This is a genomic window from Sphingomonas sp. CFBP 8760, from assembly GCF_014841615.1.
Lineage (GTDB): Bacteria > Pseudomonadota > Alphaproteobacteria > Sphingomonadales > Sphingomonadaceae > Sphingomonas.
This window is the reverse complement of sequence record NZ_JACYUG010000020.1, coordinates 41,486-57,803: the sequence shown is the minus strand read 5'-3', so window position 1 is coordinate 57,803 and position 16,318 is coordinate 41,486. Positions and strand designations below refer to the sequence as shown.

Annotated in this window: 10 protein-coding genes; 8 read left to right on the top strand and 2 right to left on the bottom strand. The window is 67.3% G+C overall.

Annotated features, from left to right (window positions below):
- Positions 1-47: 47 nt before the first annotated feature.
- Together IFT82_RS17690 and IFT82_RS17685 are read right to left on the bottom strand one after the other, a co-directional pair.
- Complete coding sequence (locus IFT82_RS17690; RefSeq protein ID WP_274602267.1) at positions 48-1,346, bottom strand: HlyD family type I secretion periplasmic adaptor subunit; 1,299 nt, start codon at positions 1,344-1,346, stop codon at positions 48-50.
- 41 nt (positions 1,347-1,387) lie between these two features.
- A complete protein-coding gene (locus IFT82_RS17685; RefSeq protein WP_192129315.1) occupies positions 1,388-3,121 on the bottom strand; it encodes a type I secretion system permease/ATPase in 1,734 nt (577 codons plus the stop codon).
- A gap of 304 nt (positions 3,122-3,425) precedes the next feature.
- Between IFT82_RS17685 and IFT82_RS21240 the strand changes: the two genes are divergently transcribed.
- The 8 genes from IFT82_RS21240 to pelF are packed head-to-tail and all read left to right on the top strand — an operon-like array spanning position 3,426 to position 16,298.
- Positions 3,426-6,992 (top strand): M10 family metallopeptidase C-terminal domain-containing protein, encoded by a 3,567-nt coding sequence (locus IFT82_RS21240; RefSeq protein WP_192129313.1) that lies wholly within the window; start codon positions 3,426-3,428, stop codon positions 6,990-6,992.
- A gap of 24 nt (positions 6,993-7,016) precedes the next feature.
- Entirely contained in the window at positions 7,017-8,414 is a 1,398-nt protein-coding gene (gene pelG, locus IFT82_RS17675; protein WP_192129311.1) for an exopolysaccharide Pel transporter PelG, read from the top strand.
- Positions 8,405-9,310: an endo alpha-1,4 polygalactosaminidase gene (locus IFT82_RS17670; protein WP_244646916.1), complete on the top strand. Its 906-nt coding sequence runs from the start codon at positions 8,405-8,407 to the stop codon at positions 9,308-9,310. Before pelG ends, IFT82_RS17670 begins: the two co-directional genes overlap by 10 nt.
- The gene (locus IFT82_RS17665; RefSeq protein WP_192129309.1) at positions 9,307-11,427 is read left to right on the top strand and encodes a hypothetical protein; all 2,121 of its coding nucleotides are present in this window, start codon (positions 9,307-9,309) and stop codon (positions 11,425-11,427) included. The genes IFT82_RS17670 and IFT82_RS17665 overlap by 4 nt, the downstream gene beginning before the upstream one ends.
- Entirely contained in the window at positions 11,424-12,923 is a 1,500-nt protein-coding gene (locus tag IFT82_RS17660; RefSeq protein WP_192129307.1) for a hypothetical protein, read from the top strand. The genes IFT82_RS17665 and IFT82_RS17660 overlap by 4 nt, the downstream gene beginning before the upstream one ends.
- Positions 12,923-13,867, top strand: coding sequence for a hypothetical protein (locus IFT82_RS17655; RefSeq protein WP_192129305.1), 945 nt, complete (start codon positions 12,923-12,925; stop codon positions 13,865-13,867). Before IFT82_RS17660 ends, IFT82_RS17655 begins: the two co-directional genes overlap by 1 nt.
- Positions 13,864-14,829 (top strand): hypothetical protein, encoded by a 966-nt coding sequence (locus IFT82_RS17650; RefSeq protein ID WP_192129303.1) that lies wholly within the window; start codon positions 13,864-13,866, stop codon positions 14,827-14,829. Before IFT82_RS17655 ends, IFT82_RS17650 begins: the two co-directional genes overlap by 4 nt.
- Positions 14,826-16,298, top strand: coding sequence for a GT4 family glycosyltransferase PelF (gene pelF / locus IFT82_RS17645; RefSeq protein ID WP_192129301.1), 1,473 nt, complete (start codon positions 14,826-14,828; stop codon positions 16,296-16,298). The genes IFT82_RS17650 and pelF overlap by 4 nt, the downstream gene beginning before the upstream one ends.
- Positions 16,299-16,318: the final 20 nt, after the last annotated feature.

Sequence of the window (16,318 nt, the reverse complement as noted above, 5' to 3'; positions counted from 1 at the left end):
ACTACTTCAGCTCCTGCGGCTATGATCCGGACTGAATGGAATCCGCTCTAATGTTCGCGAAACGATGCCCAGAATCCGTTTAATAACGGCTCGAAAAGGTAACCGAGTGCTGTTCTTGCCTGCACGGGAACAAGAATTTCTGCTGGTGCTCCCGCTCGTAGCGTCGTCTGTCCGCCGCGTCGATTGATTCGCGCCATTTCATTTGCCGGCACGGCGATCTCACCAAGATAATAGCCTTGGCCGGAATGGTCATCGACAAAGGCGTCGGCGGACAATCTGGTCAGTTGGCCGGTAAGATCGGTCTGAGCGCGATCGTGCAATGACGGGAACCGGACCATCGCCTTTTGGCCGATCCGCAAATCGTCGGCATCGTCGGGCGAAAAGCGTGCCTGTACGATCAGCTTTGCCCGATCGGGCACGATATCCATCAGCTTTTGTCCGCCCGCGACGACACCGCCGGGGGTGAAGGCCGTCAGCCCGACGATCGCCCCGGTCGCCGGTGCCCGTATCATCGTACGGCGCAGTTGATCGCGGGCAGCGGCCAGCTTGGGCAGTGCATCGCCCAGGGCGGTGTCGACTTCCCGAAGCTCGGCGGCGACCCGCTCGCGATAGGTGCGCTGCGCCTCAAGGCTTTGCAGCGCGCTCTCCTGCGCGGATTCGCGGCTGCCGCCGATACTGGCGTCGTACTGGCCCTCCTGCCCCTGTAACTGCGCACGCAGCCGTTCCAGTTCGCGCAATCGGGTCTGCGCCACGAAGCCACGCTCGGCCAGCGGTGCGAGCGCGGCGAGTTGCGCGTCGACGATCCGCAACTGTTCGACTGTCGCCTCCACCTGGCGCGTATAGCCGCGCCCCTGGGTCCGGGCCTGCGCGGCGCGCTGGCCCAGTGCGCCGCGCTGGGCGGAGACGGTGGCCCGCCGTGCCGATAGTTCGACTTGTTGCGCGTGCAAGGCGCGGGCCGCGGCCGGGCGATCCTCGTCGGGCAGATCGGCGAATTCGGCAGGGGTGGCCAGCCGGGGCAGATCGGACTGTTCCGCCTCCAGCCGCGCGCGCTGCGCGAGCAGGCGGATCACGCTGGAAGCCAGCGCGCGTTCCTGGGCGCGTACCTCCGGCGCTGCCAGCGCGATCAGCAATTGCCCGCGACTGACATGCTGTCCTTCATGCACCATGATACGGCCGACGACCCCGCCCTCGCGGTGTTGCACCGCCTGACGCTGACCCGAGACGACCAGTTGGCCGCCGGCATGGGCCGCCGCATCCAGCCGGACGAAACCGGCCCAGCCGAGCAATCCGACGAAGAAGACGATCGCGACAATGGTGCCGGTGCGGATATCGGATGCGGGGTTCATCCAGTGCGCCGTGCTGGCGCGTGATATCGATGGCGCGTGCATCACAGCGCCACCGGCCGGCGCGGTTGCAGCGGTGTTACGGCAGCGGATGGTTGCAACTTGGCCATCACCTCGTCCCGCGGGCCGAACAGCGCTTTGCGACCGTCGCGCATGACCATGATCTTATCGACGACCGGCAGCACGGACAACTTATGCGATACGATCACGATCGTCTTTCCCTGCGCCTTCAACCGGGTGAGTGCGGCGACCAGCAAGGCGTCGCCTTCGACATCGAGATGCGCATTCGGTTCGTCGAGCAGCAGGATCGCGGGATCGCCGAACACCGCACGGGCCAGCGCGATCCGTTGCGCCTGCCCGGCCGACAGGCCGACGCCGCCCGCACCCAGTTCATAGTCGTAACCGCCCGGCAGACGGACGATCAGATCATGGGCACCGATCGCCTGCGCTGCGGCGACGACCGCCCGGTCGATCCCCTCCCGATCATCATCCAGTTCGCCGGAGAACCGCGCGATGTTGTCGCGTATGCGCCCGGCCAGTAACGCGGTGTTCTGCGGCAGGAATCCCAGTGACCGGGTGAGACGTTCCTGATCCCAGTTCTCGCTCGCCGCCCCGTCGAAGCGGATCGCCCCATGATCGGCGGGCAAGGCGGTGGCCAGCAGTCGAAGCAGAGTGGATTTACCTGCCCCGCTCGGCCCCATGATCGCCAGCACATCGCCCGGCGCCAGTGCGAAGCTGACCTGATCGACGAGCGGCTGTTCGCGGCCCTGCAACACCGATGTCAGCCCTTCCGCCGCGATCGCGCCGCGCGGGGCGGGCAAGGCGGTGGGCGCGACGGGGGCGGCATCGCCGACCAGGGCGGACAGCGTCGCATAGCTGTTGTGTGCCTGCACCAGTCCCTTCCAGGCGGCGACGAGTTGTTCGATGGGGGCCAGTGCCCGCGCGATCAGGAAGGATGCGGCAAAGATCGAACCGGGCGAAATCTGCCCGTCGATCGCCAGCAGCGCGCCAAGCCCGAGTGCCAGCGACTGCAAGGCCAGCCGCACGAACTTGGTCGTAGCCAGATAGAAGCCGCTGGTGAATCCCGCCTCGGTCGACAGGTCGAGTGCCACTTCACGCTGGCGCACCTGCCGGGCTACGGTTGTGCGGCGCATGCCGAGCGCCCGTACCGCCTCCGCAGACGCCAGCAGCGCGTCCTGTGCGGCATAGGTCGCGACCGCGGCGTATTGCGCGCGCTTCATCTTCGCCCCGGTCGCCACCTCGTTGCGCCATGCGATACAGGGCAGCAGCAGACCGCCCACCAACGCGACCCCACCGATCGCGGGGTGCACGAGGAAGCAGACCAGAATATACACGGGGGTCCATGGCGCGTCGAACAGCGCCAGCACGCCGGGGCCGGTCAGCGTCTGGCGCATCGCGTCGAAATCACGCAGGGCCTGCCGGCTGGCGGGCGGATCGGGACGACGGATCGCCGCATCGAGAATCGCGGGCGCCAGCATGACGTCCAGCACCACGCTGGCCCGGACCAGCAGGCGCATCCGCACCCGGTCGAGCACCGCGATCACCAGAAGTGCGGCGATCAGCACGATCGTCAGGAACAACAGCGTCAGGTGGCCGTGCGTCGGCACCACCCGATCATATACCTGAAGCATGTAAAGCGTGGGCGCGATGTACAGCATATTCAGGAGGGCACTGAACACGCCGCCCGCGATCAGATGCCGCCGGCACGCCGCCAATGCGGTCTGCATCGCGCCGACCGGCCGTTCCGCCCCTGCCATGCCATCCCTTCCTTAACCATCTATCCCCCCTGTAGGGACACTTGGAGTTTTCGCGACGATCGTCCCCAGGGGGCATTGCGTCTGCCCCAGTAAAAGGAAAATGTTATTAAATCCTAATGGCGAGGGATCATGTTCCATATTGGAACAGCCGCCGCGACCATCCCGTCAGCCAGTTTACCGCGCGATTTCATCCGTGATAGGCGACCGTCAATCAGGGCTACAAACAGCAAAAATACAAACGACTTGATGCTGACCAATAGGTCAGCATTGCAGAGGTTGTTTGCAACATTCCGGGGCAACATCAATGATCGGCAAACATGTTCCAATCCGCGTCGACGGCGTTCTCGACGACTGGAATGAAGCCGATCGCATCGATGGTTCGGGCCCGGTCGGTGGATACCGCGTGTACGGCACGTCGGATACCGGCAGTTATTCGATCGCGCTGACCGCACCCACCGCGATCGGCCCCAATACGACGATCTGGCTCAACACCGATCGTAACGCCACGACGGGGTATCAGGTGTTCGGCTTTGCCGGCGGCGCCGAGTACAACATCAACATCGCCGCCGATGGCACCGCATCGTTGTACACCGGGGGCGCCGGGCAAACGCTGGTTGCCGCCAATCTCGTGATGGCGCGATCCGCAGACGGCAAAACGATGGAGGTGCAGATTCCCAAGGCGCTGATCGGCAATCCGCCCGCTATCAGCATCCTGACCGACGTCAACGACGCCGCCTTCGTTCCCGGCAGCTACTCGGGTCCGCAATACACGATCTTCGGGGACACGGGCATCGTCCCCGATGCCGGCAAGCGCGTCGCGATCGTCTATTCCGAAACGACCGCGAAGAATTATTTCAGCGAAACCGCCTATACGCAGCTGTTCATGGCGGCGCAGTCGCAGGTGATGCAGGCAGGGGTGCCATTCGACATCCTGACGGAAAAGGATCTCACCAGCCTCCAGACCCTGTCGAAGTACGATACCATCGTTTTCCCCTCGTTCCGCAACGTGCAGGCAGGATCGGTCGATGCGATCACCGCCACGCTGGAACAGGCGACGCGCCAGTTCGGAATCGGACTGGTCGCAGCGGGCGAGTTCATGACCAACGGCGCCGACAATGCCGCGCTGGCCGGGGATTCGTACAGCCGGATGAAGCTGTTGTTCGATGCGACGCGCATCACCGGCGGCTTCCCTGCGGACGTGACGCTGAAATCGGCGGATACCAACCATCTCGTCCTGGACAATTATGCCGCAGGGGAAACGATCCGTCAGTATAGCGGCGTCGCTTGGACCGCGATCGACAGCGTCAGCGGCACCGGCACCGCGATCGTCACCGAAACGGTGAACGGGCAGAATTATACCGCGGCGCTGGCGACGCAGACCGCTGGCGGCGGCCGCAACGTCATCTTCTCGTCCGAGGCGGTGATGGCCGACAGCAACCTGCTGTGGCAGGCGGTCGATCATTCGATCAACGGTGCCGGCGTGTCGGTGGGCTTGCAGATGACGCGGAACACGTCGATCGTCGCATCGCGCAACGACATGGACCAAAGCCAGTACACCGACGAGGTGAACCCGGCCAACAATGCCGCCGGTATCTACGACAAACTGCTGCCGATCCTGGAGAGCTGGAAGAAGGATTTCAACTTCGTCGGCAGCTATTATGTCAATGTCGGCAACAATGCGGCAGCGCAGGAGCAGACCGACTGGACGGTGTCGGGTGCCTATTACAAGAAGCTGCTGGAGATGGGTAACGAACTCGGTTCGCACAGCTATACCCATCCCGAGAACACCAATACCCTGACGCCCGAACAAGTGGCGTTCGAGTTCGGTGAAGCCCGCAAGGTGCTGGAACGGGAAATGTCGAAGGTGCTGGGGTACGCCTTCACCGTCGGCGGCGCGGCGGTGCCCGGCGCGCCGGAAGGGCTGGCGACCTCGCAAGAGATCATGAAGTACGTCGATTACTTGTCGGGCGGCTACAGCGGTGTCGGGGCCGGTTACCCCAACGCATTCGGCTATATCCAGCCCGGCACGGACAAGGTGTATCTGGCCCCGAACACCAGTTTCGATTTCTCGCTGATCGAATTCCAGGGCAAGACGCCGGCACAGGCCGAGGCCGCATGGGCGGCGGAATGGGGGGCGCTGACTGCCAAGGCGGAAGTGCCCGTCGTGGTATGGCCGTGGCATGACTATGGTCCTACCGCATGGTCGGCCGATCCGGTGGCGGCGCCGAGCAAGTACACCCAGTCGATGTTCACCGACTGGATCCAGCGTGCCTATAACAGCGGTGCGGAATTCGTGACGCTGCTGGACCTGTCCCAACGCGTCAGTGCGCTGTCGCATGCCACGCTGACGACCAATGTGGTCGGCGACGTCGTCACCGCGACGGTCGGGGCGAGCAACGTCGGCACCTTCGCGCTGGATGTCGATGGACAGGGCAGCAAGGTCATCAAGAGCGTCGCGGGCTGGTATGCCTATGACAATGACAGCGTGTTCATGCCGGCCAATGGCGGCACGTTCACTATCACGCTGGGCGCGGTGGCGGACGATGTGACGCATATCACCGCCTTGCCGATGCGCGTGTCGCTGATCTCGGTGAAGGGCGATGGCCGCAACCTCGCATTCACGGCAATGGGCGAGGGGAACGTGACGATCGACCTCGCCGCTGCCGGCAACGACTGGGTCACGATCCAGGGGGGCACGGTGGTATCGCGGGTCGGCGACATCATGACCCTGGCGCTCGGCGCGATCGCCAGCCACGACGTGGCGGTGAACTACATCGCCAATGTCGGCCCCGTGCTGACGTCCGGATCGGGCAAGGCGAGCGTGGCGCTGACCATCGCGGAAAACACCGCCGCCGTCGCCACGATCACTGCGACCGACGCCAACGTGCCGCTTGGCGATGCAGTGAAGTACACGCTGGCCGCCGGAGGCGACGCCGCCCTGTTCGCGGTCGACGAAAAGACGGGTGTCCTGAAGTTCATCGCTGCGCCCGATTTCGAGACGCCGCTCGATATCGGCAAGGACAACGTCTACAACGTGACGGTACTGGCAAGCGACCTGCGCGGTGCCAGTGTTGCCCAGGCCTATGCGGTCACCATCCGCGATGTCGCCGGCATCTCGCTCAAGGGCGGTCTGTTCGCGGACAAGCTGACCGGCACCGGCGAGAACGATACGATCGACGGCGGCTGGGGTAACGATTTCCTGTATGGCGGCGGCGGTAACGACGTGCTGCTCGGGGGGCTTGGCGACGACAGTTTGTTCGGTGAGGATGGCCACGACGCGCTGACCGGTGATCTGGGTCGTGACACGCTGGATGGCGGTGCGGGCAACGACACCCTGAACGGCGGATCGGGGGAGGACTTCCTGTATGGCCGCGCCGGTAACGATACGCTGATCGGCGACACCTATGACGATTATCTGGACGGCGGTGACGGCGACGATGTCCTCGATGGCGGCAACAGCGAGGACACGCTGATCGGTGGCGCCGGCAACGACATCCTCGACGGCGGTGACAATGAGGACATGCTGACCGGTGGCAGCGGGCGTGACATCTTCCGGTTCAGCAAGGCCGGCGACACGGGTGTGTCCCGGTCGACGCGCGACGTCATCACCGACTTCGTGCGCGGCGAGGACCGGATCGACCTGTCGCTGATCGACGCCAACACCCGCGTCAGCGGCGATCAGGCGTTCACCCTGCTGACGGGGGCGAACGCCAAGTTCACCGCGCCAGGCCAGCTGCGCGTCGTCTATCAGGTGATCGACGGGGTCACGCACACGATCGTCGAAGGCAGCACCGACACCGGATCGCTCGCCGAATTCACGATCGATCTGGTGGGTCATTTCACGCTGACGCCTTCCGACTTCATGCTGTGAGGACGGGGCGGGGGGCCTAACATCATGGCAGGTATCGGCTTCAGGCTGGCCCGTATCGCGCAGGTCGGCGGCATCGGTGGCGTCGTGTCCGCGGCGTCGCACGGTGCCGTCATCAGTTCCGGCCCGTGGCTGATGGCGGCGGGCGCGGTGATGGCGCTGGAGTCATGGGGACAGCGCCATGCCGGCATGGCGGTGACGGGGGCGTTGCAGACGATCCTCGTCTATGCGTTCAGCCTGTCGGCGCTGGCGGCGGCGCCGACAATCGCGGTCACCACGCGGGTGATGTCCGATATGCTGTATGCGCGACGACCATCACAGGTCCCCGGCATCCTGATCGCGGCACTGGTCGGTGCCGCCATGACCGCCGTGCCGACCGGGGCGCTGGTCTATGGCCTGTCGGGGCTGGCGCTGCTCGATCAACTGGCGGCCACCGCCATTCTGACGCTGCTCGCCGAAATATGGGTCGCGAACCTGTTCCTGACGGCGACGCGGCGGCACCGGGCGGTGCTGACGGGCTATGCCGGCGGGATCGGCGTGGTTGTGCTCGCGGGTGCGTTCGCGACCGATGTCGGGCTGCGGGGGCTGTTGTGGCTGACGCTGGCCGGGGTCGGGGTGACGGCGATCATGCTGGTGCGCGCCGTGCGCTACAGCTTCGTCGCCCCACCGGTCTGGCCGATGGACTGGGGCAAGGCGTATCGTCGCCACGCCCTGCTCGCCATCGGCGGCACCTTTGCCACCCTTGCGCTCTGGATGGACAAATGGATCACCTGGTACGCCGCCGGTGACAGCGTGGCCGGGCTGTCGATGCTGAGGTTCAATCCGATCTACGATCCCGCCAGTTTCCTCGGCCTATTATCGCTGGTGCCAGGGCTGACGTTGTTGCTGATCGCAACCGAAACCCGGTTCGACCGGCGCTTTACGGTATTGATGGCCGCCTGCACCGGCACCGCGCCGATCGCCGGCATCCATGATGCGCGCCGTTCCGTGATCCGGACCGTATTGCACGATGCGCGCCTGCTGGTGGTGGTGCAGGCAACCATCGCTGCTGCCCTGTGGGTGCTGGCACCGGAAATGTTCAAGGCGATCGGGGCCGATCCGCGCGGAATCTTCGCTTTTCGCTTCACGGCGGTGGGGGCGGTGTTCCATCTTGCGGCGTTGTTCTTCACGATCATCCTGTCCTATCTCGACCTCGCGGGACGGGTGTTGATCGTCTGGGCGATGTTCTTCGTCGTCAGCACGGTGGCGACGCTGATGACGGTCCATGCCGGGTTTGCCTGGTATGGATGGGGTTATCTGGCGGGTGCGGTGATGGCGGCGACGACGGGGGCGGCGCTGGTCGCGCACGCGCTGTGGAACCTGATCTACCTGCTCTTCGTGGGCAACAATCCTGCCATCATGGGGGACCGTCGGCGATGGGCCTGAACGCCGACATGCCACTATATCGTCGTCTGCTGCGGTTGGTGACCCGCGCCGGTCTGGCGCTGCTGATCGGGCAGGCGGGCGCCTTCGCCAAAACGCCGCGCGAGCTACGGCTGCCGGCCGGCAACGACTGGCGCTGGGCGGTCGATTATGGCGCGCGCACCGATCCGTCCCATGCCCGGCAATACGATCTGCTGGTACTGGAGCCGGATCACGCCCGGCCGCTGGCGCCGCTGCGACGGCCGGGTGCGCTGGCCATCGGCTATATCAGCCTGGGGGAAGTCGAAAAGCGGCGGCCTTTCGCGGCGGCGCTGGCCACCGCCGGGGCATTGCTGGCTGCCAATCCGCACTGGCCCGACGCCCGTTATGCCGATCTGCGTCATCCCCGCTGGCGCGCCGAAGTACTCGACCGTCTGGTGCCAGCGATTATGGCGCGGGGCTACAACGGAATTTTCATCGATACCCTCGATAACGCGGAAGCGATGGAACGAGCTGATCCGATAGGCCGGACAGGCATGATCGATGCGGCGGCATCGCTGGTGCGGGCGATTCGTGAACGTTTCCCGGCGGCGATCATCGTCATCAATCGCGGCTATGCCCTGTTGCCCCAGGTCGCCGATGCCATCGACGGGGTACTGGGCGAAGCGATGGCGACGCGGTGGAACTTCGCGACGCGCGGCTACGATCGATTGAGCGATACCGACTGGCAATGGCAGGCGGAGCGGTTGCGCGCGGCCAAGGCGAAGAACCCGGCGCTTGCCCTGCTGACGCTGGATTACTGGAATCCTGCCGATGCGGCAGGCGTCCGTGCGCTGTACACGCGCGAACGGGCCGCCGGCTTCGTGCCCTATGTCTCGGTACTGGCGCTTGATCGCATCCTGCCGGAGCCGCCTCGGTGATCGCAGCCCGACAGGCGCCCATCGTCGCGGCGCTGGGGGTGGCGGCGGTGGGAACGGGATTGATCCTGTTCGCCGGGGGCTGGCTGCTGGCGCCCACGACAGGAGAGAAACTGAGCGCGGCGATGGGCACGGCGGACCGATCCACGCTGGCGCAACTGGCGCAGGAAAAGGCGGAAGGCGATGCCGGCACGCAGGCGCTGATCGCCCGTTCCCTGCTGGCGGCCGGCAAGCCGGATCAGGCGCTGGCGCGACTGGCGCCGGTGGCGGCCGGACATGCCGACGATCCGGTGCTGATCGCGTTGATGAGCCAGGCGCTCGCCGCGGCGGGACGGCAGAACGAGCGGCTTGCCTTGTTGCACGATGCGGCTGCCCGAACCGATAGCGAGGCCGATCTGCGACGCCTGCGGGTGGTCGCGCTTGCCGCGAACGACGCCCGCGAGGAACGGTTCGCACTGACCCGGCTGGCGCGGATGGCCCGCCTCGAAGGGGACGGTATCGAACGGCTGGCCTATCTGGAGGAGCTGGCGGGAGCCGGGGGTGCCGCGCGGACGCGGCTGGCGGCGTATCAAGCCGCCGCCGGTCGGGCGATGTCGGCGGATGCGATGCAGCGGCTGTTGCGGCTGTCACTGGACAGTGCCGATGCCAGGACACTGGGGGGGATGCTGGAGGCGTTGGCCGCCCGCGGTGCCTCGCCGAACCGGACGGGCATCATCGACGAACTGATCGCGCGGGGCCGTCCGCGGGTCGCACTGGCGCTGGCCGGCGACCCTGCGGCAACGACGCCGGCGCTGTGGCGCAGACGTGCCGAACTGCTGACGGCGCTTGGCGACGAGGTCGGTGCGCGCCGGCTGCTGGCCGCTGCCGCCTCACGCCCCGGGTTCGCGCCGCCGGTCGACATCGTCGCCGTCGCCTACCGGCTGGGCGCGCCGGACATGATCCTGCTGGCGGCGGAGCATGGTGCGATCCCCCGCCCGGATACCACCCTCGCGCTCGATCTGGCGCGGCGGCTGGCCGACCGGCCCGCGATGATCGCCCGGCTGGACCGCGTCGCCGGGGGCGACTGGCGACAACGGGACCCGTGGCTGGCGATGCGGCTGGCGGTGGCGACGGACGATCGTGCCACCGCGCTCCGCTATGCGAACATGGTCGCGCCCGATCAGCGCGATGCGGCGCGCGAGAACCTGTTGACCCGGTTCGGGGACATGGCGGGTCTGCGGGCGTATCTGGTCGAGCGGGCGCATCGCGATCCGGTCGCACGTCCCGTTCTGGTGGAACGACTGCTGGCCATGGGCGCCCGCAGTGACGCGACCGAATTGCTGCAGACACTGGCGGTGCATCCGGACGACATGGCGACCCGCCGCCTGCTCTACCTGTGGGGACCTCGCCCAGGCCCCGCTGCGCTGACCTGGCTTCGCCGGCGGGCGGATCAAGCCGATACCGCTGGTGACAAGCTGCGCTGGCTGACGCTCTATGCGATGCGGGACACCCCATCGCGGGCGCTTCGCGTTCTGGAGACCAACGCACGCGGCGGCGAGACGGCCGCGCTGATCGCATGGCTGGACCTGTCGGCGGAGGTGGGTGACCCCGGTGCCAACCAGCGCGCGGTACGACGCCTGCTGGATGGTCGTGCGCTTTCGGCCATGCAACTGCAACAAGTGACGGCATCCGTTCTTCCTGCCATCGATCAGGCGCTCCGCCTGACGCTCGTCCGACGGCGGATAGCGGGTGGCGCGGCACTGCCCTCGGATCGGATGGATATCGCCTGGGCGGCATGGAACGCGGGTGACCTGCCTGGTGCACGGCGCGCCGTCGGCGATCAACTGGCCGTCCGGCCCGACGATGCCACCGCGCTGATGCTGATGGCCGATATAGAGGTACGCCAGCGGCGTGATCGCGGCGCCAGACCTTGGCTGGAACGCGCGCTCGCAGCCGGCGATGGCGACAGCCGCATCCGATCAACCTTGCTGGCGCGCCTCGGCCGCACCGACGATGCGCTGGCGATGACACGCCGGTTGCGCGCCGTGGCGACCTCCGATCGGTCGCTGATCGCGGACGAGGCGCGGCTGCTGATCGCCGCCGGCCGTCCGGCGGCAGCGCGGGCGCTGTTCCTGCCATGACGGCGGCGTCGATCACCTTGTCGTTCGCCTCGGTTGCGCTGTTCGCCGGGCAGGTGTCGCCGGTCACCCCGGTGGCTGCGACCGCCGACGAACTGACGCTGGACTGGCCGGCCCGGACGATCCTGTCGATGGAAACCGATGGCGTCGAAACCGTCATGCGGTTCGACCGTGCGCCGGATGCCGTGTCGCTGGAGGCGTTCCGGCGCGACGCCGGCACCGATCTGATCCGGATGGACTGGAACGATACCAGCATGGTCATCCGGCCCGCCCCCGGACGGACCTTCGTGCCGAACCTGAAGGGAACCCGGCTGTCGATCCGGATCGTGCGTGATGCACCGCCCGGCGCTGATATGGCGACGGAGCCGGTGGACTATTCACTGGCCAGGGCGGCGGCGGAATCCGCATCGGGCTATCCCGGCCGGGCGAGGAAAATGCTGCTGACGCTCGCGCGGTCGCTGCCGGACGACCCGCAGCTGATCCGGACGATGGCGGATATGGACGCTTCCCGCGGCGCCACGTTGCGCGCCGCGCGGCATTATCGCGCGCTGGATGCGGCCGATGCCTATGCGCGTCGAACCATCCGTGCGGCAGGCGGCGAAGTCGCCGCGATCGTGGCGGCGCGTGATGGCGGCGGGTTCGCCCAGATCGAGGCAAGCGTGCGTGCCACCGTCCCGGTCGCTGCCGCACGCAACGGTCTGGACACGGTCATCGGCGGTGCGATCCGCCAGGTCCGGACCCGCGCCGATGCCGTCGTCGCGCGTGACGGCGGTATCCGGACGTTGCGGCGACCTGTCACGCTGGCGGAGGTGATGGGCAGCATCGGCGATGCGACCACCCGGCTGGAACTGCTGGGCGCGGGGAACCTGTCGCGGACCCGGATCGGATTGGCGGCGCGGCTGCTCCGGGGGCCGGCGGAACGCGAATGGCGGCTGGCCGCGGCGTACCATCTACCCGACGTGCTGACGGCCGAGCAGGTGTTGCTCGGGGGCTATGTCGATCGCTGGGGCGGGGGTGTGACGTGGCGGTCGTCGCCGGCGATGCAGGTACAGGGCGATATCGTCCGCACGTCCTATGGGCTGGCGCGCGAAGGCATCTTGGCCACCAGCACGGTCGTGACGGGCGGGGTGGATGCGACCGTGCGTCGCCTGAACCCGGCCCTGACCCTGTCGTATCGGCTGGAGGCGGAATATGTCGACCGGCTGGATCGGCGAGTGAACGGCCCGGCAGCGTTGTCGCTGGCCGATCGGGAGAATCATACGGTGCAGGCGTTGGTGGCGGAACAGCGGGGCCCCTGGCGGCTCGTGGCGGCAGCGGGCTGGACGTTCGACCGCTTCGGCGGCAACGGTCCTACCGGCGCCCTGACCGTGGCTGGCTTCATCGGCGATGCATGGCAGGCGGAGGCGACGGGCGGGGTCAGTTCGATCCGTCGCCCCAATCTTGTCGGCACCCAGTTGTTCGCACGGGTGGCGCTGCGCCGAAGCATGGGGCGGCTGTGATGAACGTGCGGAAATGGCTGCGGATCAGCATCGAACTGGCGATCATGATCGGCATGATCGTGGCGATCGACGTGAAATGGGCCGGCGGTACCGCTTTCGCGGCGGTCAATCCGAACCCGCTCTGGTTGCCGGTGCTGGTGATGGCGCTTGCCTATGGCAGCGGTGTCGGCCTGATCGCGGCGGGGGTTGCGACCTGCTACTGGATCGCCGTGCCCCATGCGGCGATGGCACTCGACGACAGTCCGTTTCATTATCTGCTGTCACGATCGCTGCCGCCGTTGATGTGGGTGGCCGCCAGCGTCGCGATCGGGGAATTGACCTATGTACGCCTGCGCCGCATCGCGTCGCTGGAGCGCCTTCATGCCCGCGCGATGGACGATCTGACGGCGGCCACCAGCGCCTTCCGCCTGGCGAGCGAGAACGCCCACGCGCTCAACATCCGCATCGCCATGGACGAGGTGGGGGTCGGCCGGGCGATAGAGGCGGCGGCGGGCCTGTTCGATGACGACCGGACACGGGTACCCGCCGTGCTGGCACGGCTGATCGCCATGGATGCGCAGGCCGAGGATTTCACCGTCTACACGCCCGTCGGCGGCCGGTGGCGCGCATTCGCGCAGGGGCCGGCCGCGGCGGACCGGCCCGATCATCTGCCCCAGCCGCTGGTCGACGCCGTCCTGGCCGTGGCGCAGGCGCTGATCGTCAACGATCCCGCGCACGGGGCATTGCTTGCCGAAACCGGGGTGTTCGCGCTGCCGGTGCGGGATGCACGGGGAGGGGCCTGCGGTATCCTGATGTTCCATCACCTTCCGCCGGAACGGTTCTCGCGCCGTGGCATCATCGATCTCGATGCGGTGGCCGGCCGGCTGGGGATGTTGATGACCGCCATCGGTGCGGCGGATCACCACCCCCGGTTGCGGATCGCCACCACCAGCAACGCGGCGTGATCCGGCAGCTCGTCCTGTGCTCGCTGGTGGAGGCGGGGGTGGTGGCGGTGCTGACGCAGCGCCCGGCATGGTCGCCGCTGTTCGGCCCCGCGCATCTGGCGGTGACGCTGGCGGCGGTGAGGATCGCCCGCCGGTCGGCGGACTGGCGCGCGCCGGGGGGCTGGACGATATGGCTGGGTGCGGCGTTCGGGCCGGTGGGGATGCTGGTCATGCGTCTCGCCATGCCGGTCCTCTCGCTGCGCCTCCTCCGGTTCGATTCGCCCCGGCTGGCCCTGCCCGAGCCGGACGACGACCATCATGACCAGGAAGACCGGTCGATCCATGTCGCGCCGTTGAGCGGGGAACCGGTCAACCTGCCCGATCCCGCGCTGATCGGGTCATTGGTCTCGGTATTCCGCCACGGTACGGTCGCCGACCGGCAGGCGGCGATCGAAACCGTGGTCGCCTCCTACGAACCGCGGCTGTCAGGCATCGTCGCACGCGGGCTGATCGACGACGACCAGACGATCCGGGCGCTGGCGGCGTCCGCCTCGACGCGGGCCGGCCAGCTGCTCCTGCAGCGGCGACGGCGGCTGGAACGCGCGGTGGAGCGGGCGGGACGCGCCGATGAACGGCTCGCCCTCGCCCGGCTGCTGGCGGATCATGGCGAGCATGACGTGCTGATCTCCGACACTGCGCGGGGGCGTCTGCGCGCCGACGCGGTGGAGGAACTGGAGGGGGCCATCGCGGTGTTGCCGCGGGTCGATCCCCGATATCCCGCTGCCGAAGCGCTGCTCCATCGACTGCGTCCCCGCCGCAAGGACCCGACGAGGCTGCCATTGGCGACCGCCCTCGATCTCCTGATCCGGTCCCGCGATGTCGCAGGACTGGCACGCCGGTGCGCGATGGACGATGCGGCCGCCCTGCCGCCCGCCGATCCCCTGTACGATGTCGTCCGGTTCTGGCGGGGGCGGGCGGCGTGACCGATCGACCCGATGCCGATGTGTGCCTGATCGTCGAGGGGGCCTACCCCTATGTCGTCGGGGGGGTCGCCAACTGGTTGCAGGATCTGATCGGCGGCCTGCCCGACGTGCGGTTCGCGATCGTTGCGATCAAGCCCGATGTCACGCCGATGCCGTGGCGCCTCCAGCCGCCGGCCAATGTCGTTTCCGTTGCCGAAGTGTCGCTGGCGCCCGGGCTAGAGGTAGTGCCCCGCCGCCGCCGGTCTGCCGATGTAGCCGCGATCGCGGCCATGTTGCTGGCCTTCCTAGAGGAGGACGGCGAACTGCCCCTCGCGGCCCTGTTCGCGGCGCTGACCGCGAGCCGCCAGCCATGGACCCCGGCCGAACTGTTGAGCCATCCCGTGCTGTTCCAGGCGATCGTCGCCTATACCGAGCGGACCATGCCGTCGGCGTCGTTCCATCACGTCTTCTGGGCGACACGGACGTTGCTCGGCGGGTTGCTGGCGGCGTTGCTGACGCCGCTGCCGGTGGCGGCGCGGTATCACACCATCTCGACCGGCTTCGCCGGCCTGATCGCGGCCCGCGCCGTGATCCAGTACCGCGCGCCGGCGATGATAACCGAACATGGCATCTATCTGCTCGAACGGCAGATCGAGATCATGATGGCGGACTGGATCGGTTCGCCGGCGGGGCAGGGGCTGACGCTGGATGCCGACGTACCGGGCCTGCGCGAACTATGGCGTCGCGCATTCCGAAGCTATGCACGGCTGTGCTACGATCATTGCGATCCGATCATTGCGCTCTACGCCGCCAACAACGCTGTCCAGGCGCGGCTGGGGGCCGCACCCGACCGGTTGCGCGTCATCCCCAACGGCATCTATCTCGACCGTTTCGCCGATATTCCCGTCGCGAACGATCCGGCGAAGCCGCTGGTCGCCCTGATCGGGCGGGTGGTGCCGATCAAGGACATCAAGACCTTCATCCGCGCCGCTGCGATCGCGCATCGTGCCGTGCCGGCCGCGCAGTTCGCCGTCATGGGGCCGCTCGACGAGGATGCCGATTATTACGAGGAATGCCGCGCGCTGGTGACCGCGATGGGCATGGACGATGCGATCCGCTTCACCGGTCGCGTCCGGGTCGACGAGTGGTTGCCGCGGATCGACATCGTCGTCCTGACCAGCCTTTCCGAGGCGCAGCCGCTGGTCATTCTGGAAGCCGGCGCGTTCGGCATCCCCGTCGTCGCACCCGACGTCGGCAGCTGCCGCGAGATGCTGGAGGGCGCACAGTCAGGGGACGGGCATGGCGGCATCATCACGCCACTGGTCGATCCGGAGGCGACGGGACATGCCATCGCCGGCCTGCTCGCCGACCCCGATCGCCGCGCCGCCATGGGGCAAGTGCTGCGCGAGCGCGTGAAGTGCCATTACGACCAGACGACCGTGATCGACCGTTACCGTCAGCTCTATCTGCCGGCGCCCGCGGCCGGATGACGGCATCGCTGACGGGCAGG

What these genes read in the sequence shown, in the direction of transcription:
- IFT82_RS17660 (WP_192129307.1), top strand. Translation starts at nt 11,424, where the DNA reads ATGACGGCGGCGTCGATCACCTTGTCGTTCGCCTCGGTTGCGCTGTTC.
- IFT82_RS17670 (WP_244646916.1), top strand. Translation starts at nt 8,405, where the DNA reads ATGGGCCTGAACGCCGACATGCCACTATATCGTCGTCTGCTGCGGTTG.
- IFT82_RS17655 (WP_192129305.1), top strand. Translation starts at nt 12,923, where the DNA reads ATGAACGTGCGGAAATGGCTGCGGATCAGCATCGAACTGGCGATCATG.
- IFT82_RS17690 (WP_274602267.1), bottom strand. Translation starts at nt 1,346, where the DNA reads ATGAACCCCGCATCCGATATCCGCACCGGCACCATTGTCGCGATCGTC.
- IFT82_RS21240 (WP_192129313.1), top strand. Translation starts at nt 3,426, where the DNA reads ATGATCGGCAAACATGTTCCAATCCGCGTCGACGGCGTTCTCGACGAC.
- pelG (WP_192129311.1), top strand. Translation starts at nt 7,017, where the DNA reads ATGGCAGGTATCGGCTTCAGGCTGGCCCGTATCGCGCAGGTCGGCGGC.
- IFT82_RS17685 (WP_192129315.1), bottom strand. Translation starts at nt 3,121, where the DNA reads ATGGCAGGGGCGGAACGGCCGGTCGGCGCGATGCAGACCGCATTGGCG.